The sequence below is a fragment of the Seinonella peptonophila genome (assembly GCF_900129355.1).
Classification (GTDB): Bacteria; Bacillota; Bacilli; order Thermoactinomycetales; family Thermoactinomycetaceae; genus Seinonella; species Seinonella peptonophila.
The window spans coordinates 387,973-403,343 of the sequence record NZ_FQVL01000001.1; the positions used below are offsets into that span (position 1 = coordinate 387,973).

Genomic DNA, 15,371 nt, shown 5'->3' on the forward strand with positions numbered 1-15,371 from the left:
AGATGAACAAAAGTTTACATCTGAGGCAAAGACACGATAAAGGTCGTACCATCCCCCTGTTCGCTGAACACTTCAATCGAACCATTATGTAAGGATAGAATTTTTTTGGTAATTGATAGACCTAAACCACTTCCTGATTGAGATCGTTTGCGTGCTTGATCTACCTTATAAAAACGCTCAAAAATATGGGGCAAATCCTCTTTCGCTATGCCAATCCCTGTATCTTGAAACCGAACTTGTAGCTGTTTTTTTCCGATTTGTCGAATTTGAACGCTGATTGTGCCTCCTGGCTTTGTAAATTTCACACTATTTGTCAAAAGGTTAATCCAAACTTGATGCAATAATTTTGCATCAGCAAAAATCATAGTACTGGGAAGCTCCAATTCCAGCGTTAAATCCTTATCTCGCCATTGCCATTCCAACATAAAGACTACCTCTTTAATCTGCTGCGCTAAATCAAACTTAGTTAATTCTAATGGATTCACTTGATTCTCAAGCAATGTAAGTGTTAATAATTGCTTTACTAAACGCGAAAGTCGACTCGTTTCTTGTTCGATAATCTCTAGATACTTTCTTTGTTGTAGTGGAGATAGTCGACTTTCATGAAGTGTTTTTGAAAATCCTTTGATTGAAGCTAATGGTGACTGAATTTCATGAGACACATTCGATACAAATTCTTGGCGCATCTCCTCTAATCGCTCTAAGCTCTTAGTCATCGATTTGAAATGTCTGGCTAACTGCCCTAGTTCATCTTTTCGCTGTTCATTTAGCTGTATATGATAGTCTCCATGTGCGATTTTCTTCGTAGCAGCAGTTAAGGAACGAATAGGTTTTACAATATAATAAGCACCAAACAGAACCAGTACTATGCTAATTACAATCATTAACAAGACAAGTACTGCAAAGAATATTCGCATCTCTCCAAACTGGTATTCGATGTCAGGACGTAGAAATAAAGCTTCTTTTTTTCCATTCACGTTAATTGGAACTCCTACTGTATTCCTTGATTCATCGTCGAAAAACCCCGTTACAAAAGCTTTTTCCGGAAAATTTTTAACTCCATGGTAAATATTACCTTTTAAAACATTATCAATTGAACCATCGCTCAAGTTATCATGAAGGAATGGTTTCCCATAATAAAGTCTCCTACCCTTATCGTCAATTCTTACCATTTGGAAGCCCAATTTTCCGACACGTTGGAAAATAGTAGCTGGATTCAAATGAGTGTTATCTCTACTAAACGAAGCAATATTCAGTGCCATTTCTGTAATTTTATGATCATTAAATGGTTTAAGTTTTATTTGATAAAATATATTTCCAAACAAAAATGAAATCAGACCACTACAAAACATAATTAAAATGGTGATCATGGCAAAACGTGTGTAAAGTGTCTTCAATGTTCCATAACCTCCAATTTATAACCAACACCACGTACAGTTTGAATAATAAAGTCATCTGTCACTTTATTAAATCGCTCTCTTAATCGTTTAATATGTACATCAACCGTTCTTTCATCACCTTCAAAATCAGCCCCCCAAATAAGCTGTATCAGCTCTTGCCTTGTAAATACCCGATTTGGATGACTAGCTAGTTGCGAAAATAATTCAAACTCTTTAAAGGGTAAGATGATGGTTTGATCTAAACGGCGAACTTCATAGCTTTTTCGATCAATAACTGTCTGATGTAAACGAATTTGCTCGACATTGATCATTTGAAAACGGCGTAACAGAGCTTTAATGCGAAAGAGAAGTTCTTTTGGCTCAAATGGCTTAACTAAATAATCATCGGCTCCTCTTTTAAAACCTTCTTCTTTATCCACCAATTGATCTTTTGCTGTAAGTAATATGATGGGAATATCATATTCAAGACGAATCTTTTCACAAAGCTCATATCCATTTAATCTTGGCATCATTAGATCAACTATTGCGAGATGAACTTTCTCTTCTTTTAAAATCCGCATCGCATCTAAGCCATCAATAGCTCTTTGCACCACATAACCTGAATGGTTCAGATGAAAATAGACAAGCTCGCGGATATGCTCGTCATCATCAACGATCATGATATGATACATTCTGAACCTCCCTTTTTCTAGACACTTATCAAACATTATAATGGACCAGCATTAAAATACAAAAAAACATCCTTAAATAAAGGATGTACCATACATCAGATTATCTCTAATTCTTTACCTACTTTCGCAAACATTTCAATACCCTTCTCCAATTCTTCAATGGAATGCTGAGCAGTTACAATCGTACGAATGCGGGCATTTCCTCTAGAAACAGTTGGGTAAACAATTGCTTTCGCATATACCCCCTCTTTAAACAAGCGTGCTGACATTTGAACAGCTAATGCTTCATTCCCTATCATAATCGGCGTGATCGGTGTTTTGCTTACCCCAATATCAAAACCTAACTGGAGAAGTCCCTGCTTAAAAAATGCTGTGTTTTCCCAGAGTTTTTCGATATGATGTTCTTCAGTTTGTAATAATTGTATCGCCTTCAAGCACGAAGCCGTTACAGATGGTGGATGTGAAGTACTAAATAAAAATGGCCTTGCACGATGAATTAAATACTCTCTTAAATGTTGTGATCCTGCCACATATCCGCCCAATACGCCTATCGCTTTTGAAAGTGTGCCAACTTGAATTGCCACACGCCCATGTAAGCCAAAATGATCAACTGTACCACGCCCTTGTCGCCCAAGTACTCCACTTGCATGAGCGTCATCTACCATTATAATTGCACCATACTTCTCGCATTGTTCAACAATTTCAGGCAAAGGGGCTATATCTCCATCCATACTAAAAACGCCATCCGTTACAACTAAACGAATTCTTGCTTGTTGATTCTCTTGAAGCGCTCTTTCCAAATCTCCTAAATCAACATGACGGTAGATTCGTTTTGCTGCTTTGGTCAAACGAATCCCATCAATAATCGAAGCATGATTTAGTTCATCACTAATCACTACATCCCGTTCATCAAGAATAGATGCTAATACTCCAACATTTGCAGTAAACCCAGACTGAAAAACCAAAGCCGCTTCTGTTTGTTTAAAAGAGGCCAATTCATGTTCCAATTGTTCATGAAGAGAGAAAGTACCAGCGATTGTTCGTACTGAACCTGTACCAACCCCCCACTCTTCGATTGCTTCAATTGCCGCCTGTTTCATAGCAGGATGGCTGGTTAATCCAAGATAATTATTAGACGATAGCTGAATGGATGGTTGATTGCCTATTTCTACCTGACTTCCTTGCTCTGAATTTAAAATCGTTAATGATTGATATGTGCCAGCATTTCTCCAGTTTTCAAGTTCTTGTGCTAAATGAACCAAATCACGCATAGAGCTCCTCCTAACTATTCATCAATATACAAAACAATCTTGCCACAATCCCCACGATTCATGAGTGAAAAAGCGCTTTCATATTCTGACAGAGGGAATTGATGTGTAATCAATGTAGATAAATCTACTGCATTTGCTTCTAATAGTCCGGTCGTCTGCTCCCATGTGGTAAACATTCTTCTACCCACTATGCCATGTACGGTGATACCTTTAAAAACAAGCTGATTGGTAATATCTAATTCAACAGGTTGGGTTGGTAGCCCTAGCATGGATAGACATCCCCCTGGTGTCACCATGGCCAATGCTTGCTGAATCGCTTGCGGATTTCCAGACATCTCAACAACCACATCAGCCCCTCTCCCAGCTGTCCATTCGATTACCGCTTCTAAAGGGTCCTGCTTATTTGAGTCAATCTGATAGGTTGCTCCCATCTTTCCAGCTAAATGAAGCCGATACTTATTTACATCTAAGGCAATAATCTGACTCGCACCTGCCGCTTTTGCAACAGATACAGCTAGTAAACCAACTGGACCACAGCCAACCACTGCAACCACTTTTCCAGCGACTGATGTAGACAGAACAGTGTGAACTGCATTTCCCATCGGTTCCATAATAGAAGCAAACTCAAAGGGAATATTTTCGCCAATCTTCCAAATATTCGCGGCAGGAATCGCGATATATTGAGCAAAACAGCCATCAAGGTCAATACCAATAATCTTTGTTTGTAAACATACATGTGGGTGACCTCGGCGACATGATATACATGATCCACAAACAATATGAGTCTCAGCCGTTACATGATCGCCCACTTGAACCGCCTCAACTCGACTACCAACTTTAACAACCACTCCGGCAAATTCGTGCCCAAATATATAAGGAGTATTTACTCGATTCTGAGCCCATTGATCCCAATTATAAATATGCAAATCTGTCCCGCAGATACTTGTTGTTTTTACTTGAATTAAAACTTCCTCTTCAGAAATCTCTGGAATCGGCATTTCTTTTAATTCTGCACCTTTTTTCGCCTCATGCTTTACCAATGCAAGCATATGTCCGTTCACTAAGGACATCATCCTCTCAATGAATAAATGAAAAATATAATATTCCTATTCCATTATACTCTGAATTTCCTGAAAAAAGAAGAAAAAAAGTCCGCTATATGCGGACAATGATTAAGAAAAACTTTTTTAGTTAAATTAAGCAAACTCTTTTAGAAGTTGGTCAAACTGCTCTTCATTCAACTGAAGATCTTGGTCTGTTAATGGTTGCTCTTTAAATCCTGGTACTAATTCTTCGTATGAAGGACGCTCTTTATTTTGATAAATAATACCTGTAACCAATCCATTATGTTCCATTAGCTTCTGCATAGCTTGGGAACGATTGCTTGGATCATAGTTTTCATCATCAGCTAAACTAACCAAATTCTCTTTAAACCAGTCATAGGTATTAATTTTATTATAGGTAACGCAAGGACTATAAACATTGATCAAAGAAAAACCTTTGTGTTTAATTCCCTCTTCGATAATATGCGTTAACCCTTTGAGATCACTAGAAACAGATTGCGCTACAAATCCAGCCCCAACTGTAAGAGCCATTTCCATTGGAGCAATGGCAGCTTCAATGGAGCCTGCTGGCGTACTTTTTGTTTTAAAACCCATTTCACTACGAGGTGAAGTTTGTCCTTTTGTCAAGCCATAAACTTGGTTATCCATTACAATGTAGGTGATATCAACATTACGGCGAATCGCATGAATTGTATGAGCCATACCAATCGCAAATCCATCACCGTCACCACCAGAAGCGACAACTGTCAGATCGCGATTTGCCAATTTTAGTCCTTGAGCGATTGGCAACGAACGACCATGTACACCATGGAAACCATATGCATTTACATAACCAGAAATCCGACCTGAACATCCAATTCCGGAGACAATTGCTACATCTTCAGGTTCTTTTCCGAGATTTGCAAATGCCCGTTGCATAGCTGCCAAAACAGAAAAGTCGCCACATCCCGGACACCAGTTTGGTTTTACTTTATTTCGAAACTCTTTAAACGTGGCCATGAACCAACAGCTCCTTACATTGTAGATAGATTTCAGATGGCTTAAATGGGTCTCCATCATATTTACCAAAATGAACCACTTTATCTGCCATCCCAACATTCATCTTAATGAGTGATGCAAGCTGTCCTGTTGCATTATTCTCAACAACAAGTACTCGTTTTGCCTTTTCCATTTCTCTTTTCATCTCTTCAGCTGGGAAAGGTAGTAATTGACGAATATGTGCATGGTTCACTTTTAATCCATCATTCTCTAAACGCTGCTTTGCTTCTTGAATCGTACCACGTGTTGAATTAAATCCAACAATTAATATATCAGCTTCATCATATTTTGAATCTGTAAAAACTGGTTCAGCAAAATCAATACCATTTGCTAATTTACGCAGACGTTTATCCATCATCTGCTTACGGTTGGTCGCAACTTCTGAAGGACGTCCTGTCTGATCATGCTCAACACCTGTTACATGATGTAAACCATTTTTCTTACCTGGTAGTACACGCGGAGAAACGCCATCCTCGGTCAATTCATAGCGCTTGAACAACTCAGAGTTCTCTAATGATGGCAATTCAGCATTTGAATCTACTAATTTACCACGATCAATTTGAACACGGTCATAAGAAAGAGGCTCGACTGTCTGTTTTCCTAGAGATAGAGCCAAGTCAGATAAGACGATAACCGGACACTGATATTTTTCAGCTAGATTAAACGCTGCGATCGTATCATAGAAACATTCTTCCACAGTACTAGGTGCAATTACGATCTTTGGAATTTCACCATGCGTACTATAAAGCATTGCTAAAACGTCACTTTGCTCCTGCTTTGTCGGCAATCCAGTAGAAGGTCCACCACGTTGCGTATCAATAATGACAGCTGGCGTTTCTGTCATTCCAGCCAAACCGATTGCTTCTGTCATCAATGATAATCCAGGTCCTGCTGAAGCAGTAAAGGAGCGAACTCCTCCATAGTTTGCACCAATCACCATCGTAATCGCTGCAATTTCATCCTCAGTCTGCACCACAGTTCCACCAAATTGTGGTAGTTTTTTAATCAGGTATTCCATGATCTCAGAAGATGGTGTAATTGGATAAGCTGCCATCAATCGGACACCTGCTGCTAGCGCACCTAGAGCGATCGCATGGTTTCCAATCATATAGAGGCGCTTTTTACCATCAGATGAAGCAAGCTTATAATCTGGAAAATCTTGATCCATTAACTCTTGAACAAACTGATATCCTCTAGCAATTGCTTCCATGTTCTTCTCAACGATTTTTTGTCCTTTACGCAAAAAACGCTCTTCAATCACTTCGCGAAATGCTTCTATATCAAGGCCTAATAGAGCACCGGACCCACCAACTGCAACCATATTTTTCATTTGCGCCAATCCCACTTCTTGAGCAATTTTCGTAAATGGAACGGCAATTAGGCGAGCGGTGATCCCCTCCCCTACTTTTGGCTTAAACTTCTCATCTGCTAAGATGATACCTGTTTGTACTAACTCGTGAGCATTTAGATCAATGGTCTCTTGATCAAATGCTACTAAAATATCCAATTCGTCAGAAATTGAGCGGGTTGGTTCTGTACTGATTCGAATCTTTGTGTTAGAATGACCACCTTTGATCCGTGAAGAAAAATGACGGTAACCGAATAGATGATAACCTTTTCGATTCAATGCTGATGAGAGAATCTCTCCAGCACTATCAATACCTTCACCCTGCTGTCCGCCCACTTTCCACGAAAGTTGCTTAATCACTAAACTCATCTCCTTTAAACACCCAGACCAGCTCACACTTTGGTTATAGTTTCACATCTGTCAACTATGATGTTGACGGTTCATATCCTACCTCATTCTATTCCTCAAACCCAAAAATAGCAACCTATTTCTAGAAGTGATTTCAAAACTCTATTTAGAACTTCTTGATTTCTTATTTTAAATATCGATCATAAAAGCGTACAGCATTTCCCCAGAGCCAGTTCTGAACCCAGTTATGAGGATATCTTTTCAACATTAACTGAACCAATTGATTCCATTTACCCATATGTTCTAACCCTTTTAGCTTCTTAGACGACCCATCAAAGTCAGAGCCAAAATAAATTTGATCTTGCCCTCCTAAGCTGCAAATATGATCAATATGTGTGATAAGGTCATGGATTGAGGCATTTTCAGTTGATCGATTTAAAAAAAACGGAACAAAATTAAGTCCGATAAGTCCCTTTTTCTTAATTATAGCAGTTATTTGCTCATCATTTAAATTGCGTCGATGTGGACAGATTCTCTGACAATTTGAGTGTGACGCCACAACCGGAATATGCATCTTGACAACCTCCCAAAAGCCTTGAACAGAAAGATGGGAAACATCTAGAATCATGTTTAGTCGGGCCAACTCAGCTACCAACGCACGTCCCCAATTCGTCAATCCACCACCGCGTTGTTCATCAATCCCATCGGCAGCCTCATTTGCATGATTCCATGTTAAACCTACTTGCCGAACACCCAATCGATGTAGTAACCTTACATTCTTCAGTTCTCCTTCTAATCCATCCACACCCTCTAAATGTAAAAAAGCAGCACATTGTTCAGGTTGCAGTTGTGCTACTTCTTTCATTGAAGAGATGGAAACCATCTTTTGTTTATTTCCGATGATATGAAGATAAAACAGATCGATTTGTTTTAATATCTCTTTTAGACGTTGTCCCGCTGGTACGTCCGGTGGAATAAATAACGCGAACCATTCAACTCTAACCTTTGCTTTTTGTAGGCGAGAGTAAGTCACGTCATATGAATCTTCAGAATAAAAAGAGGCCGGTTCTCCCTTCTGCTCCCACATTCTCCAAAGTACATCACAATGACCATCCATACTTAGCATATGTACCCCTCCCACTCACTACAAACTTCCTAAATATAAAAAAGAAAACCTGTTAGATGAACAGGCTTCTTTCTGTTAGGCATGATTGAACCCCAATTTAACGGGGTTCTACGATAATCTTGATCGCAGTACGCTCTTCACCATCGATGATGATGTCGGTAAAGGCTGGAATGCAAATGAGGTCGATCCCACTGGGAGCAACAAATCCTCTTGCGATCGCAACAGCTTTAATAGCTTGATTAAGTGCGCCTGCACCAATTGCCTGCATTTCGGCTTGACCACGCTCTCGAAGAACGCCAGCAAGTGCACCTGCAACACTGTTCGGGTTAGATTTTGCTGAAACCTTTAATACTTCCATGAAAGTACCTCCTCGATGGTTGGAGTGAGTCCACTTTTATAATATTCGACCATCTCATAAAAATTCCTTCTAATATTTAAAGAACCAAAAGAAAAATTATAAATAAATTTTTAAATTCTAGTAGAGAAAAGGATTATCATCATCGATTCTTATTCTTGTTAATTGACGTGTTTTTTTTGCCTGAGGATCTAATTCAATAAAGAGAGCATTTAATTGTGATCGGCCTTCTGCCACCTCAAACCTTACAGGTAATTGTGTTACAAATCCCCTGATGACGGCACTTCTTTCCATGCCAATCACACCATCATAAGCACCTACCATACCAAGGTCACTAATATAGCCCGTTCCTTGAGGTAAGATTCTTTCATCAGCTGTCTGTACATGTGTATGCGTACCAACAATGACTGATACCTTACCATCGAGATGCCATGCAAGAGCTTGTTTTTCCGAAGTCGTCTCTGCATGAATATCAACAAAGATAGCCGCGTTAGAAGGAATTTTTTCTAAACATTGTTCAATTATTTGAAAAGGAGAATCTAAAGGTTGCATAAACGTTCTTCCCATTACACTAATCACTGCTAGTTTTCCTTTGGGAGTGGTCAAAAGTGTCCATCCTTTACCTGGCGTTCCAATTGGATAATTGCATGGTCGTACTAATCGTTTTTCTTGATCAATAAAATCAAAAATCTCTCTTTGGCGCCAAGTATGATTACCCAATGTAATACAATCCACCCCAAAATGAAATAGTTTTTCTGCAATTTTACGCGTAATGCCTCTTCCATTGACCGCTGCATTCTCTCCGTTTGCTATCACCACATCAGGTTGATAACGCTCTTTCAATCTCGGCAAATACTCTTTTAATATATTTATACCAATATCTCCAACGACATCACCGATTGATAAAATTTTCATTCATTGGCCTCCATCTTTAGATTCAAAAAAATAACCCAGCACTCCAATCCTGGAGTGCCGGGTGCTACTTAGCATACTCTACAGCACGTGTCTCACGGATCACTGTCACTTTAATATGACCTGGATAATCAAGTTTACTCTCGATCTGCTTAGTGATCTCTCTTGCAAGCCGAATCGCTTCAGCATCATCGACTTCTTCAGGGCGTACAATGATACGACACTCTCGACCAGCTTGTATTGCATAAGACTTCTCAACACCATCAAACGATTCACAGATCTCTTCCAGTTTCTCTAGACGTTTAATATATGCTTCTAGAGTCTCTCGACGAGCACCAGGCCTTGCGGCAGACAATGCATCTGCCGCACGAACCAATACAGCGATTACACTTGTCGCTTCAGCATCGCCATGGTGTGAGGCAATACTATTGATGACAACTGGATGTTCATTATACTTTTTTGCTAACTCGACTCCGATCTCAACATGCGATCCTTCAATTTCGTGATCAATCGCTTTCCCAATATCATGTAACAGGCCTGCTCGCTTGGCTATATGAACATCTTCACCCAGCTCAGCTGCTAACAAACCTGCTAGATGAGCAACTTCCATGGAATGCTTTAAAACATTTTGCCCATAACTTGTCCGAAATTTTAAACGACCAACAATTTTGATCAAATCGGGATGTAATCCATGTACACCTGTTTCAAATGTAGCTTGTTCCCCATATTCTCGAATTCTTTCGTCTACATCACGTCGTGACTTATCGACCATCTCTTCAATTCTTGCTGGATGAATTCGCCCATCAGCTACAAGTTTTTCCAACGCTACACGAGCCACTTCTCGACGGATTGGATCAAATCCAGAAAGAATCACCGCTTCAGGTGTATCGTCAATTATCAAATCTATGCCCGTCAATGTTTCGAGTGCGCGGATATTTCTTCCTTCCCTTCCGATAATACGACCCTTCATCTCATCGCTAGGCAGTGTAACAACAGAGACAGTCGTTTCTGCAACGTGATCAGCCGCACATCTTTGAATCGCTAAAGATAGGATGTTACGCGCTCTTTTATCGCCTTCTTCAATCGCTTGTTGTTCCATTTCCTTGATAATCTGAGACGTTTCATGACGCATCTCACCTTCGACTTTAGCAATAATTAACTTTTTCGCTTCCTCAGTAGATAAATTTGAAATTCGTTCCATTTCTCTTAATTGATCTTGATATAACTGTTCGATTTTCTGTTCTTTCTCCGACAAACGCTGTTCTTGCTCTCCTACTGTGATCTCTCTTTCTTCAACATTTTGCTGCTTTTTATCCAACATCTCCTCTTTTTGGCCCAATCTTCGTTCAATGCGCTGTAATTCGTTTCGTTGCTCCCGAATCTCCTTTTCTACATCTTGCCTCATTAAATGTAGCTCGTCTCTTGCTTCAATCATCTTTTCCTTTTTAAGCCCTTCTGCTTCTTTTTCCGCTTGTTCTATGATGTGCACAGCTTCTTTCTCTGCGCTTCCTATGCGAGCTTCAGCCGTCGATCTGCGAAACCAATAGCCTACAAACAAACCGATGACTAACGAAATAAATAGCAGAGCGATGTGAGCTAATTCAAAGACCAAAAGCTCACCTCCCTTATTTACAATGAAAAAACAAGACCGATCGATTTCGGTCTTCACGCTTGTCACACTCAATTGTGTTATACCGGTAAGATCGGTTTTTCAACCATCCATTATTCGAAACATTATATTTCATTCAAATTTGAAGCCAAGAGTGTACTGTTTACGAAAACAGACACAGTGCAATTTTATTATTTAGGTGTTCTGATTGTCAAGGAGAGGCAATCTCATCACCTCTGAACGACCTTTGCCCATTCGCACAGTAAAAGCAGCATCAGCTGATTCGCTTAAATGGACATTGTGCGTAACGAGTACAATCTGACGACCAAACATTTCGCTGATCGACCGTAAAAACTCAATAAAAAGAGGAACATAATCTTCACTTACATGCTTTCCAGGCTCATCTAATAATAAGGGGCCCTGCAAACCCAAATGTTTGTTCTCTAATAGGGCGCTCCTTAACGCTAAGGAGAGTAAATCTACTACTCCTCCCCCTCTTGCATCTTGGGGACGATTGCGAATCACCGAACCTTCCCATTCTGATACTACATAAAACTCCGCATGTGGATTGCCACCATGTTCATCCAATTTTATTTCAAAACGAAACATCGGACCAAATACATATTGTAATGCATTACTTACAAGCATCTCTAGTTGATCTTTTGCTTGATTTCGAGCATGTTCAGCTGATTGCTGTAATAATATCTTTACCTTATCTAATCGATCTCGTACTTCTTCTGTTTTCTTACGTTTTGTTTGAAGCTCTTTTCGCTCTGTTATCAACAAATTGTAGGTGGTCTTTCTGCGAATCAATTCATCTTTAGCAAATAATAGCTTTGCTTCTATTTCTTTCCAATTCTGATCCTCTTCATTCATTATTCAGCCAACTCCGTAGGAACCAACTTTGAAATTTCCTGTAATTCCTCGGCCAATTCCCGCTCTAGCCGTTCAATTTCTCTATCTAATTGATCAGGCTCAACTCCTAATGTTTGACATTCCTGCAACAATTTCTTCTCTTCTTGTTCTAACTGATCGAGTCTTGCTTCAGCTCGAATCCGTTCATTTTTTGCCTTTTCTAGATTTTGTTTAATCTGACGCATCTGTTCTTCTACATGTTGCATCATCTTACCTTCCTCTCTTTGATTATCCTAATACATGTTCAATCGATGCTTCATGAACTGCTGCTCCACATGTAGGACAACGTCCAATCTGTTCAAGTAAATCCATATACTGAGTAGTAAAAAGTTCCAATTCTACTTGCTTATCATGGATAAACTTTTTGCCTAAAATCAATCGATTTTGATTGTCATGATATGCTGACGTAATTTTACGCAATGTGAGTAATTGTTGATATTTAACCTCACACGCTTGAAATCGCTGGTTCCAATGATCACTTTCTTTCGTTTGTTGTAACCGTGATTCTATACTTGCTCGATTGTGTCGGTATGACTTTGAACGAGCAGCTAAAGCTTGCAATTCGATTAAACGTTCGTGTTTATGTACCAAATGTTGTAACTTACTGTCTGCCTCTCCAATCTGTGCTGTATGCTCTTGCACACCCATATATTGAAATTTCTCCTGAGAAAACTGCGACCACTGTTGATAAAGGCGATTCAGCTTTGCAAGAGTGGAAAATATCCCTTCCACATATTGTACTCTTTTTTCCGCGGTTGGTATATTTGCTGTTTGATCGATTTTTGATCGATATTTTTGTTGATCCTCTCTCAATTGCTGATATCGCAAATAGATTTGTTTCCATTGTATCAATCGCCAATGTTGTTGTTCACAATAAAAGACCCTCTGCTCTAGATCAGGCAATTGATGAAATCGATCCAGCAATTGTAATATTTGTTGTTTCTCCTTCTTCATTTGTTTATATTTCTTATTCAACTCTTGTAATTTATGTAGACGCTTTCTTTTATTCCCCAGTGTTAAGAAACGCTCAGATGCACTGGTAAGTTGATCTTCTAATTTTGTTAAATTCTCATATGGAAGTAACTTATCTTGAATTTCAGCTTCTTGTTGCTCTAATTGGCGCAAAGTAGTACGCAGAGAATTCTGTTTCTGTTTCATTTTTTTCAAAGCTAAGTCAATCCAATGTGCACCACTGATTCGCCCAATTAAGTTTGCTTTCTTGCCGCCTGACTCCGCTAATAGAAAAGGAGGATCAAGCTGCGAGCCTATTTGAACATATGTATCTCCATCCAATGAATACATTCCATGTGCCTGTAAAATGAGTGGGTGAGGGCCTGTACCTAAGCTTTCAAGAACTTGTTCAGGTTGCCCTGGTCGCCTTAGAATATACCGATTCAGAGCTTTCTTTTGCCCGCGAATGCGGATTATTTCAGTCCCATCGAATAGGGTTAAACTAACTCGACATTGCTGAGCTCCTTCGCGAATAAAATCACTTCCTCTAGGTTGGTTAAAGAGTACCCAACGGAGCGCCCTAAGAACTGAACTCTTTCCACTATCTGAAGGACCTACTAAGACATTGAGACCCTCCACAAAGTGAAGCTCTGTATATTCATGTGACTGAAAATTTTCGAGAACCAACCTTTGAAAATAACTCATGTTGACTCTACTCCCTCTCTTTCTTGCTCTTCTTCCTGCACTTTAGCAATCCACTCTAACGCTTCTTTCTTCACATCTGAATCAATCTCAGTTAATCTTGATATCTCTTCAATAATATCAGTTATGTCCATCATCTGAAACTGTCCTGCTTCCTGAACCTGTTGTACAAATGAATTTAGCTTCTCCTGTCGATAAGCTGCTTGTTCTAATTGACTGCGATCTAAAACCTCATTTCCCTGTGCAGCCGCTTTAAGAGGGACTAACTGTACAGTTAGTTTTTGATTACAATCGATTAGGGCGATCTGCGGTTGGCGCTTCATTTCTGAAGGATGACTATTGATACGACTGATAGCCCCTGGATTCAAAATCGTCTGTCCATTTTTCTGCTGCAAAGGGAATCCAGCATGATAGTGTCCAGAAAGCCAAAGATCAACATCACTTCCCCAAATTTGTTCCGTCAACGTATAAGCAACCCCTTCAGGTAATGGTCGATGGACAAGCATTCCATGAACGATATGAATGCAGAAATCCGCTGATATCTGATTTTCAATATGATAATCAAGCTTAAAATCGCGTTTATCCAATTCATAGTGAAACGGCTGACCAGTTAACTGAACAACACAACCTTCTTTTTCAAGCTTCACATATTTTCCTTCCCTTAATAACTGAATAGCTCCAAATCCTTCTAACAAACCTAGCATTGTTCGTTCTATTGTATCGGGATTATGTCCATAAATATCATGATTGCCTGGAACGGTATAGATGGGCACTGGTATGCGTCGAAAAAGCTGTGAAAACTCACGTACAACGGCTGGAGAAAGTGTGGGGCGATCAAATAAATCGCCCCCATGCAAAACATAATCTACTTGCTCACGCTCTACGATTTCAATCACTTCTTCTAGCTTTCGTCGCAGCGTTTGTGGAAAATCATCAATTCGGTGACGAGGCGAATTTCCACGTATATGTGTATCTGTTAAAAAAAGCAGACGCATTTTTAGAATCATCCTCCTCGATGTCGATTACGCAATTCGCTAAGAATGGGATAGACAATCTGCGTACTATATCCCCTACGGATCAAGTAAGAGCCAATTCTTCGTTCGATCTTATCCCAACGTTCATGACATATACGAAGATAGCGCCGTTCGGCAATGGTCATTGCCTGTTGGCGCTCTTGGTCTTCGTCGATGTGAAGTAGTGCTTCTTCAATCCAATGAAGAGCAACTCCTTTTTGAATTAGTTCTTGCCGTAACCGCTTCATTCCAATTCCTTTGTTCTGTTGGCGTTGTCTTACCCATTCAACCGCATATGCTCGATCATCAATATATCTGCTTGAGCTAAGTTCTTCAACCACTTGCTCAACCAATCCTTCTTGCCATTCATGTTTGCATAAATACTGTGTGACTTCAGCTGATGTACGAGGTCGATAGCTAAGGTAACGATAAGCAGTTTGACGAATCTTAACACGCTCATCTTCTTCCAACCAATGCTGCCACTGGTCAGTTTCAATTGTCATTCCTTTATGTAAACCAAAGGCAACCAAAACATCTTCATGAATAGAGATGACCCTTCCCGTTGAGAGCTCAATATCATACCGTCTACTTTGAGGAGAATCCTTAAAAATACGGACGATACTCTGTTGTGATTTCTCCATCTTACCT

Annotated in this window: 15 protein-coding genes; all 15 read right to left on the minus strand. The window is 39.7% G+C overall.

What is annotated here, in order from left to right:
• Nucleotides 1-14: 14 nt before the first annotated feature.
• Complete coding sequence (locus BUB71_RS01845; protein WP_073151056.1) at nucleotides 15-1,397, minus strand: sensor histidine kinase; 1,383 nt, start codon at nucleotides 1,395-1,397, stop codon at nucleotides 15-17.
• Complete coding sequence (locus BUB71_RS01850; RefSeq protein WP_073151059.1) at nucleotides 1,394-2,071, minus strand: response regulator transcription factor; 678 nt, start codon at nucleotides 2,069-2,071, stop codon at nucleotides 1,394-1,396. Before BUB71_RS01850 ends, BUB71_RS01845 begins: the two co-directional genes overlap by 4 nt.
• Before the next feature lie 95 nt (nucleotides 2,072-2,166).
• Nucleotides 2,167-3,342, minus strand: a complete 1,176-nt coding sequence (locus BUB71_RS01855) for a glycine C-acetyltransferase (RefSeq protein WP_073151062.1) — start codon at nucleotides 3,340-3,342, stop codon at nucleotides 2,167-2,169.
• Between the two features lie 14 nt (nucleotides 3,343-3,356).
• On the minus strand, nucleotides 3,357-4,412 hold the full coding sequence (gene tdh / locus BUB71_RS01860; protein ID WP_073151065.1) for an L-threonine 3-dehydrogenase: 1,056 nt from the start codon (nucleotides 4,410-4,412) through the stop codon (nucleotides 3,357-3,359).
• 126 nt (nucleotides 4,413-4,538) lie between these two features.
• Complete coding sequence (locus BUB71_RS01865; protein ID WP_073151068.1) at nucleotides 4,539-5,405, minus strand: 2-oxoacid:ferredoxin oxidoreductase subunit beta; 867 nt, start codon at nucleotides 5,403-5,405, stop codon at nucleotides 4,539-4,541.
• On the minus strand, nucleotides 5,392-7,152 hold the full coding sequence (locus tag BUB71_RS01870; protein WP_073151072.1) for a 2-oxoacid:acceptor oxidoreductase subunit alpha: 1,761 nt from the start codon (nucleotides 7,150-7,152) through the stop codon (nucleotides 5,392-5,394). Before BUB71_RS01870 ends, BUB71_RS01865 begins: the two co-directional genes overlap by 14 nt.
• Before the next feature lie 172 nt (nucleotides 7,153-7,324).
• Nucleotides 7,325-8,266: a dipeptidase gene (locus tag BUB71_RS01875; RefSeq protein ID WP_073151075.1), complete on the minus strand. Its 942-nt coding sequence runs from the start codon at nucleotides 8,264-8,266 to the stop codon at nucleotides 7,325-7,327.
• Nucleotides 8,267-8,363: 97 nt separating this feature from the next.
• Complete coding sequence (locus tag BUB71_RS01880; RefSeq protein ID WP_073151078.1) at nucleotides 8,364-8,624, minus strand: stage V sporulation protein S; 261 nt, start codon at nucleotides 8,622-8,624, stop codon at nucleotides 8,364-8,366.
• A 117-nt stretch (nucleotides 8,625-8,741) separates the two neighbouring features.
• A complete protein-coding gene (locus BUB71_RS01885; RefSeq protein ID WP_073151082.1) occupies nucleotides 8,742-9,536 on the minus strand; it encodes a TIGR00282 family metallophosphoesterase in 795 nt (264 codons plus the stop codon).
• Nucleotides 9,537-9,600: 64 nt separating this feature from the next.
• Nucleotides 9,601-11,124 carry a ribonuclease Y gene (gene rny, locus BUB71_RS01890; RefSeq protein WP_073152669.1) on the minus strand — a complete coding sequence of 508 codons (1,524 nt, stop codon included), beginning with the start codon at nucleotides 11,122-11,124 and terminating at the stop codon, nucleotides 9,601-9,603.
• A 213-nt stretch (nucleotides 11,125-11,337) separates the two neighbouring features.
• A complete protein-coding gene (locus BUB71_RS01895) occupies nucleotides 11,338-12,018 on the minus strand; it encodes an ATPase (protein ID WP_073151085.1) in 681 nt (226 codons plus the stop codon).
• Nucleotides 12,018-12,266 carry a hypothetical protein gene (locus tag BUB71_RS01900; RefSeq protein WP_245815489.1) on the minus strand — a complete coding sequence of 83 codons (249 nt, stop codon included), beginning with the start codon at nucleotides 12,264-12,266 and terminating at the stop codon, nucleotides 12,018-12,020. The genes BUB71_RS01895 and BUB71_RS01900 overlap by 1 nt, the downstream gene beginning before the upstream one ends.
• A 19-nt stretch (nucleotides 12,267-12,285) precedes the next feature.
• Nucleotides 12,286-13,713, minus strand: a complete 1,428-nt coding sequence (locus BUB71_RS01905) for an AAA family ATPase (RefSeq protein WP_073151093.1) — start codon at nucleotides 13,711-13,713, stop codon at nucleotides 12,286-12,288.
• A complete protein-coding gene (locus BUB71_RS01910; protein ID WP_073152672.1) occupies nucleotides 13,710-14,705 on the minus strand; it encodes a metallophosphoesterase family protein in 996 nt (331 codons plus the stop codon). Before BUB71_RS01910 ends, BUB71_RS01905 begins: the two co-directional genes overlap by 4 nt.
• An 8-nt stretch (nucleotides 14,706-14,713) precedes the next feature.
• A complete protein-coding gene (locus BUB71_RS01915) occupies nucleotides 14,714-15,364 on the minus strand; it encodes a regulatory protein RecX (RefSeq protein WP_073151097.1) in 651 nt (216 codons plus the stop codon).
• Nucleotides 15,365-15,371: the final 7 nt, after the last annotated feature.